Genomic DNA, 17,736 nt, shown 5'->3' with positions numbered 1-17,736 from the left:
ATGCTCTGCTAACAGATTTGCTATTGTGGATGCCTAACCAAGCATCATTCAATGTTGGTCGACGACCACATTTTGGTTTATGTACGACCTATTTTTTTGATCGCCATAGAGAGGCTCCTGTGGAAAACCACGACGATAAACGCTCCCCTGAAGAGCCAAGCTCTGAGGGCATACGCGCTCCAGATGGCGCGGCTAACCTAATCGACACGGATTACGTGATCGGTCAGGACAACCTTATCACCACTACCATGGGTCTTAATCTTGACCTACATGGAAAGGTGTTCAGCATTTCGGCGATCGTCGTCCTGCTGTTTGTGATACTAACACTGGCGCTGCAAGACACTATCGCGCCTATTTATGACGCTATTTTCGGTTTTCTGACCGGTAATTTAGCGTGGTTCTTTATGTCAGCGGCGAATATATTCGTCATTCTCTGTATTGGCCTGATTTTCTCACCGTTGGGTAAAATCCGTATTGGCGGTGCTGATGCCAAGCCTGATTACACCTACATGGGCTGGTTCTCAATGCTGTTTGCCGCGGGCATGGGCATTGGCCTGATGTTTTTCGGCGTCAATGAGCCGCTGACCCATTTTAGCACCTCGCTCAATGGCGGTGACTGGGCGCCATTAGGCGGTGCCGAAGGTGATCCTGCCGGCGCAGCATCGCTCGCCATGGCGGCAACTATCTATCACTGGGGCTTACACCCTTGGGCGATTTACGCGATTGTGGCACTGTCGCTAGCGCTTTTCGCCTTTAACAAGGGCCTGCCGCTTTCCATGCGCTCAGTGTTTTATCCAATTTTGGGTGAGCGTGTTTGGGGTTGGCCAGGTCATATCATCGATATTTTAGCGGTATTTGCGTCGCTGTTTGGTTTGGCCACCTCGCTCGGCCTTGGCGCTAGCCAAGCAGCCGCGGGCCTAAGCTACCTGTTCGGCGCGCCTGAAAGCGATGTCACGATGATTCTGCTCATTATCGGGATTACGATTATCGCCATTGGCTCCATTGTGGCGGGCGTCGACAAGGGCGTGCAGTTGCTCTCCAAGATCAACATCGCCATGGCGGCGCTGCTGCTTTTCTTCGTCATCGTGGTCGGCCCGACGCTGCTAATTTTAACCGGCTTCTTTGAGAACCTATGGAGCTATGCGGTTCACTTACCGGCGCTGTCAAACCCGTTTGGCCGCGAAGACGCTAACTTCAGCCAAGGCTGGACGGCCTTCTACTGGGCATGGTGGATTTCCTGGTCCCCTTACGTTGGCATGTTTATCGCGCGGGTATCACGCGGCCGTACAGTGCGTGAGTTTTTGATTTCAGTGCTGCTGATACCTTCGCTGGTATCGGTACTCTGGATGACCACCTTTGGCGGCACGGCAATTGACCAATTTGTGAGCCAGGGCATTGAGGCCGTGCGGGATGCAGGTGTCGATCTACAGCTCTTTATCATGTTGGAGCAGCTGCCGCTGTCGCAAATCACCTCTTTCCTCGCTATTTTGCTGGTGATTATCTTTTTTGTGACGTCATCCGACTCAGGTTCTCTTGTGATTGACTCAATCACGGCTGGTGGCAAAGTAGATGCACCCACGCCACAGCGCGTGTTCTGGGCGATCATTGAGGGTGCCATTGCGATTGCTCTGCTGCTAGGCGGTGGCCTAACCGCTCTGCAAACCATGGCGGTATCTACCGGCTTCCCGTTCACTATTATCCTGCTGGTGGCGTGTTATGCCATCATCAAAGGATTAATGAGCGAACCTAAAGCGGTCTAAGGACTGTCTTAAGGACTGTCTTAAGGACTATCTTAAGAACGACCTTAAGCACTACCGCTGCTATGCAAACGGGCAACCCTCTGGGTTGCCCGTTTTGCTTTCTAGCCTTTCAACCTTATGTTCAGCACCATAGGTCTTTCAATGGCGTTTCCGATCGATAGTGAGTAGCAATCTGTGCCTGCAGCAGCTCTGCCGTCGCCAAGGCATCCACCAGCGCATGGTGCCCTTGATAAACTGGCAGCCCATAGCGCTCACGGCTAGCATTCAGGCGTATTGAAACCGGTGGGCGGCCCAGCCAGCGACGAAAACGGGCCCACAGCGTTTGACGGTGTAGCCTAGCTTCCAGAGACATCGTATCAATCATTGGAAACAGCACCCCTTCCCCACGCCGCGCATTAACGGCCGCATCTAAAAAGGGTCGCTCAATATTGCGAAAATGTACTACGACTAAGCGCCCGGCTAGCTGTATCAATAGCTCATCGAGTATTGCGTCTAAGTCCGGTGCCTGCGCAATTTCGGAGTGGGTAATATGATGATAAGCAATGGATGCTTCTGCCAATGGGCGCGAAGGGTTAACGACCCAATAGCGCCGTTCTGCGAGCTTTATACGGTCTAGCGTAAACGGCACAATGCCGACACTTACGATCGCGTGCCGCCGCTCATCAAGCCCAGTGGTTTCCATATCCAGCGCCACCATGGGCACCTGCGAAATGGGCGTTTCAGGTTCTGGAAGTAGCGTACCAAAAAAATTTTGAATGGCTGGATTACGTGCTTTCTCCCGCCGCTGAGCCATATAACCAGCCCAGTCTGCCTGAGTTATTTTTTGGCGTGGGCGTATTCCATGCATCCTAGCGCCCCTGCCGCTGGGCGGGCATCGGATAGCGGAATTTTAAAAACTTCTGTGCGTTACTGAGCACTTGGAAAGCATCCTTCAATGTGTGACGTTCGCTATCTTCAACATTTTCTGGCTCGATATTGTTATCGGGCAGACGGTCCTCTTGAAGATCAATCATCTGATGGCGTAGTCGTGACATGCATAAAAACTCAAACGCGTAGCTCAGCTTTTCGCTCATACCGGTCGCCAATAGCTGCGTATGACTGATGTCATTCAAACGCTGAAACGAGTTTTGCGCCTTAGAACCACAGGCCAAGGCATGTATCCTCACCAAATCTACCATCGGCGCCGTGCCTCGCCGCTTAAGGTTGATAGAGTTATTGTGCTTGCCATCTTGCTCCATCACAAAAGTGCGAAAAAACCCCAGTGGCGGTGTGCGATTTAACGCATTACGCGCCATGGCGGCTAAGAAGAGAGGCGATTTAGGCGCCATCAGGGCAATCTGGTCTTGCAACGCTTCCACATAGTGATCCTCGCCATAGCAGCTATCCAGATCGAAGAAAATCGAGCTATGCAGCAGTCTTTCCGGCGTAGGATTAGCCATCCAATCTTGGAAGTAACGTTTCCAAACACTCAGCGGCTGACGCCATTGCGTATTGGTGGCCATAACATCGCCTTTGCAATAGGTATAGCCACAGGCATCTAGACCATCGCTGACAATGTTTGCCATCGCGAGAAAATACGCATCGTGCTCCTCAGGGTTAAACTCATCTGAAAGGATCAGCGCATTATCCTGATCAGTGACAATGCTCTGTTCATTGCGCGCCATAGAGCCATTGACCATAAAACAATAGGGCACGGGCGGAGGTCCAAGCTCGGCTTCAGCCATTTCCAACAATCGCCTTGTAAAACTACGCCCAACCGTTGAGAGTGCGCTACCGACCATCTGTGAGTTAGCTCCCTCTTGCACCATACGCACAAACGCGGCCCTGACATCCGACGCTAAACGGGCAAGTCCCTGCACGCTTGATTGGTTAAAGATATTGCTAACCAAATAGAGGCCACTGTGTGTTTCATAGCGGATAATATCGGATAAATGCACGACGCCTACGGGCCGCTGACGATACAGCACTGGCAAGTGGTGCACGTTATTACGCAGCATTGTTAGCATCGCTTCATTAACAGAAGCGTCGGATTGAACGGTGATGAGCCGTGAGGAAATCACCTCGCCTACTGGCGTTTGCGGCGATAGGCCTTCAGCCACCACGCGGGTACGAAAATCGCTATCGGTCAGAATGCCACACATTTGCCAGGTTCGACCTTTGCTATCTTGAAAGCTGAACCGCGGGTTATCACTGCCCTCTTTGATGACGAGTAGAGCAGAGGCCTGCGCTTCACTCATCTGCTGTGCGGCAAGTTGGACGCTGGTCGACGTTTCAACCATTACCGGAGACCGGGTAAGCAGCTTGCGTATCCGCGTGACCATCATATCGTTGGATTTTTTTTGCTGCTCAGCGATCGTTTCTAGCCTTGGTCGCTCGAGTTCTACAAAGTCGGCGAAATTATCGTCATCTTCACATAACCGCTGGAACACCGCATCAGGAATAAAATAGATTAACGTATCTTCTATAGCCTCTGCGGGGAAACGCACCTTGTGATTGCGCAGCAGGCTAAAGTGACCAAAAATATCGCCTTCACCCAAGCGGTTATGTAACTCTCCTTTGCTACGGTAGACTTCTACAGCGCCGCTACGGATATAGCACAAATCATTGAGCGTCTCATTAAGCACTAAAATAGCGCTGCCATTTTTGAAGTAGCTGACTTCCACCTGTTCGGCAATGGTATCAAGAAGATCATCCGATAGGCCGTCGAAAGGCGGGAACCGCCCCATATGCTGGCGTATTTCTAACAGCTCAACGTCCATGGAATCTCCTAGAGCGTAACGTTCAAAAGTTAAGATGAATTGTGTAGGGGTGGCCCCTGGACGTAAACCCTGTGCACATAATAAAAACAGTTAACAGCAAAAAGCCCGGTACTGAGAGCACCGGGCTTTGAGTAGCTAAGGCCGCATTGACATTAATTTTTGCGAATCAAATCAAATAATGCCAGCGGATATCGATCATCGATCTTATGGTTGACCAGCCATTTCTTGAACGCGCTGCATCATCTCTGGATCTTGCTGAATGGATTGACCAATAGCATTGAAGGTATCAACATCTAGGCCGCTGTCTTCGACCACTTCAATCATTCGGTCGTTGGCTTCAGTGCGCACCTCCTGCTGCGCTGATTCATCTTCCGTTTCCTGCAGACGCTGAGTGTACTCTTGCGAAACTACCGCAATTTCTTGAGAAGCATCGGCAAACTGCTGGAGCTGATCATCAGAGAAATCCTGGGCTGGTGCTGCTTGCTGTGTCGCCATCGGATCTTGCGCTGGATCTTGCTCTTGCTGGGCGTGGGCAGTAGTCGCCACCAGACCAGTGGCAAGTAGGGCAGCAGAGAACAGAGCAGTTATACGTTGCATAATAAGAAACCTCATTCACACGTTATGGATGTGCCAACTGTGACGCGTCGTATCCAAGCAGGTTCAATTTATGATGTAAAAGTTAGTAACAAAAAGAACGATAAGTAACTTATGCACGCTAACACTCACCTTCCAGGAAAACTATAGTGATTAATTTCAATAACTTGCAAAAAAATACCGAGCCTCGTTAGGGCTTGCGGCCATGCCCATTCTTTTTGTGCTGCTATGGAGTACTGGTTTCATTGGCGCGAAATTCGGTCTTCCCTATGCCGAACCTTTTACGTTTTTGTTTATTCGTTTTGTCCTAACACTATTACTGCTAACTTCCCTCGTCGTGGCGATGCGTATTCCCTGGCCATCATCACCGATGCTATGGATGCATATCGCGATAGCCGGTTGCTTGGTCCACGGTGCCTACTTAGGCGGCGTTTTTTATGGCATTAGTTTAGGCATGCCCGCGGGCCTTGCAGCTCTTCTTGTCGGCCTTCAGCCGCTACTGACCGCAACGTTTGCGGGCCCGCTCTTGGGCGAACGGCTTAGTCGACGCCAGTGGCTAGGATTAATGCTGGGATTAGTCGGCATCGTCTTAGTACTGGGCAGTAAGCTTGAAATTGGCGAGTCGCTGTTCGATGGCTTCGGCATAAGCGCCTTACTGTGTGTGACGACCGCTTTAATAGGCATTTCTGTGGGCACGCTGTATCAGAAACGCTACTGCACCAGTATGTCGTTGCTGTCAGGAGCTGTGATTCAATATTTGGCAGCAGGGGGGTTGCTGGGATGTGGAGCACTGTTGTTTGAAACGCGCAAGGTTGAATGGACGATCACCTTTGCACTGACGCTGGGATGGCTGGTGCTGATTCTTTCAGTCGCTGCAGTTTTGCTGCTCATGGCATTGATAAAAAAGGGCGAAGCCTCGCGGGTAGCGAGCCTTTTTTACCTGGTCCCACCGGTCACGGCGCTTCAAGCGTGGTGGCTATTTGACGAACGCCTCCCACTGCTAGGGCTGGGAGGCATGCTGATTGCCTTGACCGGCGTAGTCATGGTGGTTCGAAAACCCAGAGACAAGGCGACATAGCGGCAAAACATTTACAGATTATTTAGATAGCCTGGGCCACCTAAATTACGCATTTGCTGGCGTATCCACTGGCTGCGCCGTTCAACCTGGGCGTCTGGGCGGGCAGCGCTACGCGTACGAGGACTGGGTAAAATAGCGGCAAGCAGGCTTGCTTGCCGCTCCGTAAGGCTGTTGCCAGAAACGCCAAAATAATGCTGAGAAGCCGCCTCTAAACCAAACACACCGCTATCCCATTCGGCCACGTTAAGATATACCTCCAAAATGCGTTGTTTGCTCCATAGCGTTTCAATCAGCAGCGTAAACCACGCCTCTAAGCCTTTTCGCGCCCAGCTTCGCCCCGTCCATAGAAAAACGTTTTTGGCCGTTTGTTGGCTAAGCGTACTAGCGCCACGCAGCCGCCCACCGTCTTGGCTAGCCTGCAATGCCCGCCGCAGTTCCACTAAATCAAACCCACCGTGATGAGGGAAACGCTGATCTTCTGCGGCAATAACGGCCAGCTTGGCATTCGTAGAAAGCGAGTCCCAGTCGCGCCACTGCCGCTGTAGGCGAATTGGCTCGCTGTTAATCCAACTCTGCACTTTGCGTTCGACCATGACCATCGATCCCGGCGGGGGGACCAGGCTAAAAAGCAGCACAATGGCCACTGAGAGAAACGCAAACGCTAGAACGCCGCGCCATACAAAACGCCATAGCAGACGCATGAAACGACGCAGCAAGCGATTGAGCATCCCGTTATCCTATTATTAATTCAGGTCTTAACGCTTCATGAGGTGGTCTGCATGATAGCGCAGATGGTCCTCAATAAACGAGGCAATGAAAAAGTAGCTGTGATCATAGCCAGGTTGACGGCGCAGCGTTAGAGGGTGGTCGTGCTCCTCGCAAACGGCCTCTAAACGCTCTGGCTGCAACTGCTCTTCCAGGAATTGATCCGCTTCTCCTTGGTCGATAAACAGACGCTGGCGCGATGCGCCGTTAGCCACAAGTTCGCAAGCATCATACTGGCGCCAGCGTGACTGGTCCTCGCCCAGGTAGGCAGTAAACGCTTGCTGGCCCCACGGGCAGTTCATCGGATTAACAAGCGGCGAAAACGCCGAGACTGAACGAAAGCGCCCAGGATGACGTAACGCAAGAATTAGCGCCCCGTGCCCACCCATAGAGTGGCCGCTAATCGATTCGCGCCCATTGACCGGAAAGTGTTGGCGTACAACAGAAGGCAGCTCTTCCACTACATAATCGTACATTCGATAGTGAGGTTTCCACGGCGCTTCGGTTGCATTCACATAAAAGCCCGCGCCTGAACCTAAATCGTAGTTTTCATGTTCGCCGGGCAGATCAGTGCCTCGTGGGCTGGTATCGGGGCAAACAATAGCAACACCTAGTTCGGCTGCCACGCGATGAGCGCCCGACTTCTGCATGAAATTTTCATCATTGCACGTCAGCCCAGAGAGCCACCAAAGCATAGGCACACGATCATTTTCGGCCTGAGGCGGTAGGTAAACCGCAAAAATCATGTCGCAGTCCAGTGCGCGGGAGTAGTGGCGGTAGCGCTTATGCCAGCCACCGAAACTACGGTTGGCGGACACCAGTTCTAAAGTTTCACTCATGCTCATGGGCAGGTTCCTCTAAATGCAGCAAACGCGGGAGGTCTCCCCCACCGCGTTTTAAACATGCTAGCGATAGTGTAATGATACTCAGTAATGCAACACGGTACGAATGCTCTTACCCGCATGCAGTAATTCAAATGCTTCGTTGATTTTCTCGAACGGCATATCGTGGGTAATAAAGTCATCGATATTGATCTCGCCGTTCATATAGCGCTCAACATAACCGGGCAGCTCACTGCGACCCTTAACGCCACCAAAGGCAGAACCCTTCCAGACACGCCCGGTCACCAGTTGGAAAGGCCGTGTGGAGATCTCTTCACCGGCCCCAGCGACACCAATCACAATCGATTCGCCCCATCCCTTATGGCAGCACTCAAGCGCTGAACGCATCACATTGACGTTGCCGATACACTCAAAGGAATAGTCGACCCCTCCGTCGGTCAAATCGACAATCACCTGCTGGATAGAATCGGCGTAATCTTTAGGATTCACACAGTCCGTGGCGCCAAACTGCTTGGCCAGCTCAAACTTGTCAGCGTTAACGTCGATAGCAATGATACGCCCGGCTTTAGCCATCACCGCACCTTGAATAACGGCTAGACCGATAGCACCCAGGCCAAAGACTGCCACCGTAGCGCCCGGTTCCACCTTGGCGGTATTCAGTACCGCACCGATGCCGGTAGTCACACCACAGCCCAGCAGACAGATTTTACCCATGGGGGCTTCTTTAGATATCGCTGCCAGAGAAACCTCGGGCAATACTGTGTATTCACTAAAAGTTGAGGTGCCCATGTAGTGATGAAGCATCTTGCCATCTAGCGAAAAACGCGAGGTGCCGTCAGGCATTACGCCTTTACCTTGGGTGGCACGTACGCTGCCACACAGGTTAGTTTTACCCGACAAGCAGAATTTACACTTGCCGCACTCGGCGGTGTAAAGCGGAATAACATGATCGCCCGGCTTAAGGCTCGTAACGCCCTCGCCAACTTCTTGAACCACACCGGCACCTTCGTGGCCAAGCACGGCGGGGAAATTACCTTCTGGATCAGCACCAGAAAGCGTGTAAGCATCAGTATGGCAAACGCTTGTCGCTGCCATTTTCACCAGCACTTCGCCCGCTTTAGGGCCTTGTACATCAATTTCCACTAGTTCAAGCGGCTTGCCCGCTTCCAATGCAACAGCTGCGCGTGACTTCATTGACTAACTCCTAATGCATCGTCAACAGCAGGCAATGCCTGTCTGTTTGACGTAATTGGTGTGGTTGCAGTGTAGATCAGCTGGGAGGCCTTGATAAACCGGGATATACTCATAAGATTATTGCCACACAGCAACAATCATCGTTAAGGCAAGGAAATAGCATGCAGCACTGGAGTCGCATCGAAGCATTTGTGGAAGTAGTGCGATTGGGCACATTTTCTGCCGCTGCTCGGCATCTAAACGTATCGACCTCTCACATTAGCCGTTTAGTCAGCCAGCTAGAGAATCAGCTGGGCGTGCAGTTACTGTATCGCACTACGCGGCAAATTCGCTTGACCGATGCCGGGGCTATCTACGTTGAGCACTGTCGTCATCTGTTTGACGGGCTACGCGATGCCGAGCAAGCGATTAGCGAGCTCCAGGCCACGCCCAACGGGCTACTTAAACTCACCTCAGCCACTACCTTTGGCGAGCGCTTTATCGCCCCGCTGGTTAACGACTTTCAGCGCCTACATCTACAGCTCGACATTCACATGCACTTTACTAATCGCCCGGTCGAGCTGATTGATGAGGGGTACGATATTGCGATTCGGATGGGGGTATTAAAGGACTCTAGCTTGATCGCTAGGCGCCTGTGCGACCGGCGCGAATACATCGTCGGCTCGAAGGAATATTTTCGCCAAGCACCCCGCCCTCATACGCTGGGGGAGCTAAGCCAGCACCGCTGCCTGATTGGCTCGCGGCCTAACTGGCTATTTGATATGAACGGCCAGCGCCGCGAAGTGCGCATCGAAGGCCGCTGGACAGGCAACTCCGGCCCCGCCCTACTTGATGCCGCCCGCAAGGGGCTGGGGCTTGCACAGTTACCCGACTATTACGTTGCACCTTACCTTGCCAGCGGCGAACTGATAGCGGTGCTTGAGCCTTTTCAACACCACGATACCGCGGTATGGGCGGTGTATCCCCGCCATCGTCACCTATCGCCTAAGATCCGCCAAATGGTTGATTATCTGGTGGCCAATATCGACACTACGCTGCCGCGCCATGCGCCTATTTAGCACTCAATCACGTTAACCGCGAGCCCACCTTTCGACGTTTCTTTATATTTGTCCTGCATATCACGGCCCGTATCACGCATCGTCCGGATCACTTTATCGAGCGATATAAAGTGCTCACCGTCACCGTGCATCGCCATACGCGCGGCGTTGATCGCCTTGACGGATGCTATCGCATTGCGCTCAATGCTGTCTCTCATGGCGTGCCAAATGCTCAGCAGCTCCTGACGAATAGCCGCCTCGCTACGCCAGGCTTTTTCGTTCGCGAGCATTAGCTGGCTAATGCGCAGCTGATGCTGATGACACAGGCTAAGCAGCTCAGCGGCTGTATTAAAAGGATAAGTCAGCGCCGTACTGTCTTCTCCAACCTCACCTTGATCCGCTTTCGCCTGATCGACATAAAAGCCGCCGCCTAGAGAATAGAACGTATTAGTCGCTACCCGCGCGTCATCGCAGTAAGCGCTTAAAATCATCGCGTTAGGATGAAATGGCAGGCAGGCCTCATCCCACTGCACATCATCGGCGCGCGAGAAAGCGACCTGCTGCCCGTTGGCAAGTATCAAAAGCGCACCTTCATCGATAGCATTCAGCCGCACATCAATGCTGTCAGGATCAATGCTTTCAGGCACTTCGCCCATCAGTCCCATAATAACGGCGCGATCTGCACCATGGCCGATTCCGGTAGCAGCCAGCGATCCGCGTAGCCTAACAACGAGCCGAGTCACCGCGGTTTGCTGACTCAGTGCTAAGGCAAAATCTCGCGCTGCACGCATAGGCCCTACGGTATGTGAGCTTGAAGGACCAATACCAATTCGGAAAAGATCAAATACACTGATAGCCATAGCTGATGCGCCTCGCAAGGGCGTTATTGCTTACCGGTAAGATACTTTGCAGAGCAAACCAGCAAACGTCGAGTGATTAACCGAAATACCGACGTGCAAGCAAATAAGTGTGACGATATAATGAACATTCAACCATGCATGTTTGTTTTGCAATGCGCTTCTTCTAGATAAGGATGTCGTATGTCTTCCCTTCCCGCTTTGCCCATCGATTTTCGTACGACCCTGCTACGTGCGACCCTTTATGTGTTGTTTATTGGCGCCATCGCTCACGGCGCTTATCTAGAAGCGATCTATCTTCCCTCGGTACGTTTTACCGAGCTGGGGTTCACCGAGTTTACGCAAACGATCATTCTGGCGACCTGCTGCCTGATATTGCTTTACGTGCGCCAGGTGCTAAAAGTATGGCCAACGGTGACGCTGCTTTTATTCGCGTTTATTGCAGCTTCGCTGGTACGCGAACAGGACTATTTTTTTGATGAATATGTGGGCCATGATGCGTGGAAGGTTGTGGTATCGCTCATCGTCATCCCTTCTATTGCGTGGGTGTACATTCAACGCCGCCGCTTTATGGAAGAGTTCATTTACTACAGCAACACGTTTTCCTTCGGGCTGTTTGCCGCCGGGCTGCTCACTACTTATGTGTTTTCACGCCTCTATGGGCGGCAAATTTTTTGGCGCGCCGTACTTGAAGATAACTACATTCGCGACTTTAAAGACATAGCAGAAGAAGTAGTGGAGCTGCTAGGTTACAGCTTAATTTTATTTGCCACGCTTGAGCTACTGCTGCTTGCCCGCCGCATTTATAAAGCGCGCCACGTACCGAACTAACGGCTTTCGTCCTCCGTTTCTAAACGCCGCCCTGGGCTTTTCCACTGGCGGCGTTTCATTTTTCAAATCTCGTCATGCAAAAAGCCATTTGCGAGCCGCGACGCTTCAACGTAGTGTCGTTCGCTAGGCTATTTCGGCACGTCTTTACTAAAAAAACCCACATTGACGATATAAACCTTATGAATAAAACCGAAAATGATAGAAACAACCTGCAACGAAGCTTTTTTACGCGTTTTTTAGATAGTATCGAGTGGCTAGGTAATCTGCTGCCTCACCCTGTCACGCTCTTTGCGATACTGTGCGTACTGGTCGTAGTGGCTAGCGGAATTGCCGCGGCACTGGGCGTCTCGGTGGCCGACCCCAGGCCCGCCAATGAGGGAGAGTGGATTGCGGTCAACTCATTGCTTAATGCCGAAGGCCTGCGCCGTCTAATCACCGACATGGTGACTAACTTTACCGGGTTTGCCCCACTGGGCACGGTACTCGTGGCCATGCTGGGCGTTGGCGTGGCCGAACACTCGGGACTGCTTTCCGCCAGCATGCGAGCCTTAGTACTTAACCGCTCACCGCGCATTGTTACCTACGCCGTGGTCTTTGCGGGCATTATGTCCAACACCGCCTCAGAGCTTGGCTACGTGGTGCTGATCCCTCTGGCCGCCATGATTTTCCACTCGTTAGGACGCCACCCGCTGGCTGGCTTGGCAGCGGCATTCTGCGGTGTCTCCGGAGGCTATAGTGCCAACCTGCTCATCGGCACGGTTGACCCGTTGCTATCTGGGATTACACAAGAAGCCGCGCATCTGTTAGACCCAACCTATATGGTCGGCGCCGAGGCTAACTGGTTCTTTATGTCCGTCAGCACCTTCTTTGTCACCATCATTGGTGGTCTGGTGACCGAGTACATTGTGGAGCCAAAACTAGGTAAATTTGATCCTGCTTACGCTGAAGATGACATCGACCAGCAGCGTATGGAAGGACTATCCAGCACTGAAAAACGAGCCTTGAAAGGCACTGGTTTAGCGATGCTGGTGATTGTTGCGCTGCTTGTTGCCACCATAGCCCCTGAGAACGGGATTCTACGCGACCCGGAAACAGGCCTTGTCAGCGGCTCGCCTTTCTTACGCGGCATTGTGGTTATTGTGGCGGTTCTATTCACCGTCCTCGGCTTCGTTTACGGTCGGCTTGCTGGCACTATGCATAATGATCGCGATATCGTAAACGCCATGGCTAAGAGCATGAGCAGCCTCGGTCTGTATATTGTCCTGGTGTTTTTTGCCGCTCAGTTTGTGGCGCTATTCAACTGGAGTAATTTTGGCACCGTCACCGCCGTCGCGGGAGCAAGCCTATTAGAATCGCTTGGTTTAAGCGGGCCAGGCTTATTTGCCTTGTTCATTGTGATGTGTGCGATTATCAACCTATCGCTTGGTAGCGCATCTGCTCAGTGGGCCGTAACGGCACCTATCTTTGTGCCGATGCTAATGCTGATGGGCTATGCGCCAGAAGTGATTCAAGCCGCCTACCGGATCGGCGACTCAGTGACCAATCTGATTACGCCCATGATGAGCTATTTCGGATTAATCATGGCGATTGCGGCACGCTATCGTAAAGACTTAGGTATCGGAACACTGATCGCCATAATGCTGCCCTATACGCTCTTTATGCTGATTGGCTGGAGTCTGCTGTTCTTTGTCTGGGTTTTCTTATTAGGTCTGCCCGTTGGCCCCGGCTCAGCCACCTATTACACGCTATAAGCACTTAGGCGACAGAACGCAAAAAGCCCGTCGTTCAATGAACGACGGGCTTTTTATCTTAACGACTACTTAGCGTTTATTGACTGCTTCACTCATCAAGGAATGAACGCAGCGGCTCAGAACGGCTAGGATGACGCAGCTTACGCAGCGCTTTGGCCTCGATTTGACGAATTCGCTCACGCGTTACGTCAAACTGCTTGCCCACCTCTTCAAGCGTATGGTCGGTATTCATATCAATACCAAAACGCATGCGCAGCACTTTCGCTTCGCGAGCGGTCAAGCCGCCAAGCACGTTGCGGGTCGCTTCGATCAAGCCTTCACCGGTTGCCATATCAATAGGCAGCAACATAGTGCCGTCTTCGATAAAGTCGCCCAGATGCGAGTCATCATCATCACCAATCGGCGTCTCCATGGAGATCGGCTCTTTAGCGATTTTGAGTACCTTACGCACCTTGTCTTCCGGCATTTCTAGGCGTTCGCCAAGCTCTTCCGGCGTCGGCTCACGGCCCATTTCCTGCAGCATCTGACGCGACACGCGATTAAGCTTGTTAATCGTTTCAATCATATGCACCGGAATACGAATGGTGCGCGCCTGATCGGCAATTGAACGAGTAATCGCCTGACGAATCCACCACGTGGCGTAGGTCGAGAACTTATAGCCGCGACGATATTCGAATTTATCGACCGCTTTCATCAAGCCGATATTGCCTTCTTGGATCAAATCCAAGAACTGCAAACCACGGTTGGTGTACTTCTTAGCAATCGAGATCACCAAGCGCAGGTTGGCCTCAACCATCTCTTTCTTAGCGCGACGAGCTTTTGCCTCACCAATAGAGAGCTTGCGGTTCACCTCTTTAAGGTCGGCAACGGAAAGTTGCACCATGTCCTCTTCAAAGGCGATTTTGCGCTGAGCACGGGCGATATCGGCGCGCAGCGGCTCAAGGCGATCAGCGTATTTGCTCTGCGCTGCCTGAAAGTCATCCAGCCACGTTTTACGCGACTCGTTACCAGGAAACGACTTGATAAACGTTTTGCGCGGTACTTTGGCTTTTTTCACACACAGCTGCATCACCGCTTTTTCTTGGGCGCGAACTTGCTCAACACTGATACGCACTTGGCCCACTAGGCGCTCAAAATGCTTGGGTACCAGTTTGATGGGTGAAAACAATACGGCCAAACGCGTCTGCTCTGACTTCAGCTCGGCGCTACCGCGGCCATGCTTAGTAAAAGCGGCTTCAACGAGGGCATTCTGCTCACGGATCTGCTCGAAACGCGCACGCGCTTCTTCAGGGTCCGGACCGCCTTCGCTAGCCGTAGAGTCGTCCTCGCCTTCAGCCCCCTCTTCAATCTCGGGCTCAGGCTCAGGCTCAGGCACTTCGGCTTCGGCAACGCCTGGAATACCTTCATCAGGATCGATGAAACCAGAAAACAGGTCCGAAAGTCGCCCTGGGGCTTCTTCATCCTGAGTGGCATCATAGGCATTCAGAATAGAGGCGACGGCTCCCGGCAAATACGCCAGGGACGACATCACTTCACGGGTACCCTCTTCGATCCGCTTCGCGATTGCAATTTCGCCTTCACGGGTCAAAAGCTCAACCGTCCCCATTTCACGCATGTACATGCGCACGGGGTCAGTGGTGCGGCCCACGTCGCTATCAACAGCGGCGAGCGCGGCTACGGCTTCTTCCGCAGCGGACTCGTCCGCAGAATGATCCGACATCATCAAAGTGTCTTCATCAGGCGCTTCTTCAGCGACACTTATACCCATGTCGTTGATCATGCCAATGATTTCTTCCACTTGATCCGGGTCGGCAATATCCTCGGGTAGATGGTCGTTGACCTCGGCATAGGTCAGGTAGCCCTGTTCCTTACCGCGTGCGATCAACTCCTTCAGACGTGTCTGCTGCTGCGCATTTCCAGCCATAGAAACCCTATCTCGACGAAGAAGAATGAAACACCTGGAGCGCTGAATCGATTAAACTCAACAAGCGACGTAGTATAGCGTAAATAGCCGGTTTTTTCCAGCAAAACGTATTTGCGCAACCATTCAGGTGTGTTAGGTTGTTCGGTTAGGCCAGCGCTAAGCTGACCTCATATCTGGTGCTGAAACGGTAAGAATTCAACCCCTATCGCTTAAAACACCGCCTTATTGGCGCTGCGCAAGCTCCATTATCAAGCTTGCCAAACGCTGGCGCTGCTCCTTATCTAACTTTTGCCCGGCGCGCTCCTGCGCCAGCAACGCCTCGTACTCCTCCTGCGGAGAACGCTGGCGATGAATGTACTGCAAGTGCTCTACCAAGCCATTCAGCTCGGCCTCTCGATCCGCTTTTGCGATCAACAAATCGCGTTTAGCGAAGGCAGCCAACGCCTGCCCCTGCTGGCTACCTTGAAAATGTGCCAATACCACCTGCGGACTGCGATAGCGCCCCGCCTTGAGTAGCGTAATCAGCTCTTGGCATAGCGGCGCATTCTCATCTTCTGGCAGCCAATCCAAATGATCCGGCAATGCGCCAACCAAATTAGGCTCATGCAGCAACAGCTGCACTACACGTCCCACGGGCGAAAGCGCCTGAGAGCGTGAGCGCGATGATCGATCAGGCGCTGCATGCGAAACGTTCGGCACAGCTGATGACACTGATTCTTCCGCCGGATCAACAGGCGGTGCTTTCTGCAACGCATACTGCTGGGCCATTTGAACGCGCTTTTCAAGCAACACTTTCAGTTGCTCTTGAGCCAACCCGCTGCGCTGGGCCAACGACTCAAGCAGTAACGATTTGAGCATCCCTTCGGGTACTTTGTTCAATGCTTCCAGCACTTGACTGGCAAATCGCTCGCGTCCTTCGACCGTATTTAAGTCACGACCCTGAGCCGCCTGTTCGAACAAAAACTCCGACAGCGGCATGGCACAGGTCACGCGATCTTGGAATGCCTGCGTGCCTTCGCGACGCACTAACGAGTCGGGGTCATCACCCTCTGGCAAAAACAAAAAGCGCGCTTCACGGCCATCGAGCATTTGCGGCAGCGCCGTTTCCAGCGCCCGGCTAGCTGCCTGGCGGCCGGCACGATCACCATCGAAACAAAACACCACGCGGCTCACCAGCCGAAACAGGCGAGTCAAATGATCTTCGGTGGTAGCAGTGCCCAACGTTGCCACGGCGTTATGGATGTCGTACTGCGCCAGCGCCACCACGTCCATGTAGCCCTCGACGATCACCAGCTGCTCGAGCTTGTTCGATGCCTGACGCGCCTCAAACAAACCGTACAGCTCGCGGCCTTTATGAAACACCGGCGTTTCAGGCGAGTTGAGGTACTTGGGCTGATCATCCCCCATGACCCTGCCGCCGAAAGCAATGGTTCGCCCGCGCAAATCCCTAATCGGGAACATCACCCGGTCGCGAAAACGATCGTAGGTACGCCCAGTATCTTCACGATGAATCAGCAGGCCGTATTCCACCTGAACAGGCTCACCAATTCCACGCTCGCTGAGGTGCTGCTTTAGCGCCTCCCATCCCGCCGGGGCATAGCCAATACCATAGGTCTTGATTACATCGTCCGAGAGCCCACGATCCAACAAGTAACGCTGGGCCGACTTACCTTCCTGCATTTTCAATCGCTCGCGATAAAAACTCGCGGCGAGCTCAAGCAGGTTAACGCCCTCTTTGCGCTTTTTTTCACGCTGCTGGGCACGCGGATCATCAGCCCCCTCGCGGGGCACCTCAATACCCAAACGCCCCGCTAGCTGCTCTATGGCCTCGGGAAACGGTAACTTGTCGTACTCCATCAAGAAGCGTAGTGCATTACCATTGGCTCCACAGCCAAAGCAGTGATAAAACTGCTTATCCGCACTGACCGTGAACGACGGCGTTTTCTCTTGATGGAAGGGACAGAGCCCAGAATAGTTACGGCCGGCCTTTTTAAGCTGCACACGCTCACCGACCACCTCAACCACATCGACGCGGCCTAACAGATCATCAATAAAACGCTGTGGAATTTGGCCTGCCATGAACTACGGGCATCCTTGCGCATCGCGCTGATTCGCTGACATTAGAGACAGAGCTTTTAAGACAGAGCTTTTAAGACACTGCTTAGGGTCATCAGACCCACTGCCAGATCACCTTAAACAGCGTTGGACATGAACGGCATTAAATATGCCGAAAAACAAACGGCCACCTAGTGGCGGCCGCTTGGCATCCCTCTTGAGACGACCAGCTAACTGCTCCGGCCCCCTCGGGTACGGATCAATAGAGCCGTTCGAAACGCTTAGTTTC

14 protein-coding genes are annotated in these 17,736 nt (G+C 52.7%); 5 read left to right on the top strand and 9 right to left on the bottom strand.

From position 1 onward, the window contains the following. Nucleotides 1-119: 119 nt before the first annotated feature. Entirely contained in the window at nucleotides 120-1,760 is a 1,641-nt protein-coding gene (locus ACTH5D_RS03320; protein WP_441668366.1) for a BCCT family transporter, read from the top strand. Nucleotides 1,761-1,881: 121 nt separating this feature from the next. Here the strand turns inward: ACTH5D_RS03320 and ACTH5D_RS03315 are convergent, their stop codons facing one another. The 3 genes from ACTH5D_RS03315 to ACTH5D_RS03305 all read right to left on the bottom strand — a co-directional run bounded on the left by ACTH5D_RS03315 (nucleotide 1,882) and on the right by ACTH5D_RS03305 (nucleotide 5,116). Next, nucleotides 1,882-2,607, bottom strand: coding sequence for a 3'-5' exonuclease (locus ACTH5D_RS03315; RefSeq protein WP_441668364.1), 726 nt, complete (start codon nucleotides 2,605-2,607; stop codon nucleotides 1,882-1,884). Nucleotide 2,608: 1 nt separating this feature from the next. Continuing rightward, complete coding sequence (locus ACTH5D_RS03310) at nucleotides 2,609-4,519, bottom strand: DUF294 nucleotidyltransferase-like domain-containing protein (RefSeq protein WP_441668362.1); 1,911 nt, start codon at nucleotides 4,517-4,519, stop codon at nucleotides 2,609-2,611. Between the two features lie 204 nt (nucleotides 4,520-4,723). After that, a complete protein-coding gene (locus ACTH5D_RS03305) occupies nucleotides 4,724-5,116 on the bottom strand; it encodes a DUF4168 domain-containing protein (RefSeq protein ID WP_441668360.1) in 393 nt (130 codons plus the stop codon). Nucleotides 5,117-5,318: 202 nt separating this feature from the next. Here ACTH5D_RS03305 and ACTH5D_RS03300 point away from each other — a divergent pair, with 202 nt between their 5' ends. Beyond that, a complete protein-coding gene (locus tag ACTH5D_RS03300) occupies nucleotides 5,319-6,191 on the top strand; it encodes a DMT family transporter (RefSeq protein ID WP_441668358.1) in 873 nt (290 codons plus the stop codon). Between the two features lie 11 nt (nucleotides 6,192-6,202). Here the strand turns inward: ACTH5D_RS03300 and mtgA are convergent, their stop codons facing one another. The 3 genes from mtgA to ACTH5D_RS03285 form a co-directional block, all read right to left on the bottom strand. Beyond that, nucleotides 6,203-6,919, bottom strand: coding sequence for a monofunctional biosynthetic peptidoglycan transglycosylase (gene mtgA / locus ACTH5D_RS03295; RefSeq protein WP_441668356.1), 717 nt, complete (start codon nucleotides 6,917-6,919; stop codon nucleotides 6,203-6,205). A gap of 27 nt (nucleotides 6,920-6,946) precedes the next feature. Then, complete coding sequence (fghA, locus tag ACTH5D_RS03290) at nucleotides 6,947-7,801, bottom strand: S-formylglutathione hydrolase (RefSeq protein ID WP_441668354.1); 855 nt, start codon at nucleotides 7,799-7,801, stop codon at nucleotides 6,947-6,949. Nucleotides 7,802-7,882: 81 nt separating this feature from the next. Then, nucleotides 7,883-8,992, bottom strand: coding sequence for an S-(hydroxymethyl)glutathione dehydrogenase/class III alcohol dehydrogenase (locus tag ACTH5D_RS03285; protein WP_441668352.1), 1,110 nt, complete (start codon nucleotides 8,990-8,992; stop codon nucleotides 7,883-7,885). 161 nt (nucleotides 8,993-9,153) lie between these two features. Between ACTH5D_RS03285 and ACTH5D_RS03280 the strand changes: the two genes are divergently transcribed. Beyond that, nucleotides 9,154-10,050 carry a LysR family transcriptional regulator gene (locus ACTH5D_RS03280; protein WP_441668350.1) on the top strand — a complete coding sequence of 299 codons (897 nt, stop codon included), beginning with the start codon at nucleotides 9,154-9,156 and terminating at the stop codon, nucleotides 10,048-10,050. Here the strand turns inward: ACTH5D_RS03280 and ACTH5D_RS03275 are convergent. Then, nucleotides 10,047-10,889 carry a serine dehydratase beta chain gene (locus ACTH5D_RS03275; RefSeq protein ID WP_441668348.1) on the bottom strand — a complete coding sequence of 281 codons (843 nt, stop codon included), beginning with the start codon at nucleotides 10,887-10,889 and terminating at the stop codon, nucleotides 10,047-10,049. The two genes, ACTH5D_RS03280 and ACTH5D_RS03275, sit on opposite strands and share 4 nt — an antisense overlap. A 180-nt stretch (nucleotides 10,890-11,069) precedes the next feature. Here ACTH5D_RS03275 and ACTH5D_RS03270 point away from each other — a divergent pair, with 180 nt between their 5' ends. Together ACTH5D_RS03270 and ACTH5D_RS03265 are read left to right on the top strand one after the other, a co-directional pair. Next, a complete protein-coding gene (locus ACTH5D_RS03270; RefSeq protein WP_441668346.1) occupies nucleotides 11,070-11,717 on the top strand; it encodes a hypothetical protein in 648 nt (215 codons plus the stop codon). Nucleotides 11,718-11,896: 179 nt separating this feature from the next. Then, nucleotides 11,897-13,468: an AbgT family transporter gene (locus tag ACTH5D_RS03265; protein WP_441668344.1), complete on the top strand. Its 1,572-nt coding sequence runs from the start codon at nucleotides 11,897-11,899 to the stop codon at nucleotides 13,466-13,468. Between the two features lie 88 nt (nucleotides 13,469-13,556). Here the strand turns inward: ACTH5D_RS03265 and rpoD are convergent, their stop codons facing one another. Together rpoD and dnaG are read right to left on the bottom strand one after the other, a co-directional pair. After that, entirely contained in the window at nucleotides 13,557-15,392 is a 1,836-nt protein-coding gene (rpoD, locus tag ACTH5D_RS03260; protein ID WP_441668342.1) for an RNA polymerase sigma factor RpoD, read from the bottom strand. 222 nt (nucleotides 15,393-15,614) lie between these two features. Beyond that, on the bottom strand, nucleotides 15,615-17,471 hold the full coding sequence (gene dnaG / locus ACTH5D_RS03255; protein WP_441668340.1) for a DNA primase: 1,857 nt from the start codon (nucleotides 17,469-17,471) through the stop codon (nucleotides 15,615-15,617). Nucleotides 17,472-17,736 lie beyond the last annotated feature (265 nt).

Origin of the sequence: Halomonas sp. (genome assembly GCF_052095695.1) — a bacterium.
Taxonomy (GTDB): Bacteria; Pseudomonadota; Gammaproteobacteria; order Pseudomonadales; family Halomonadaceae; genus Vreelandella.
Note: the sequence above shows the minus strand (reverse complement) of the source record. Positions and strands in the feature narration are given on the sequence as shown.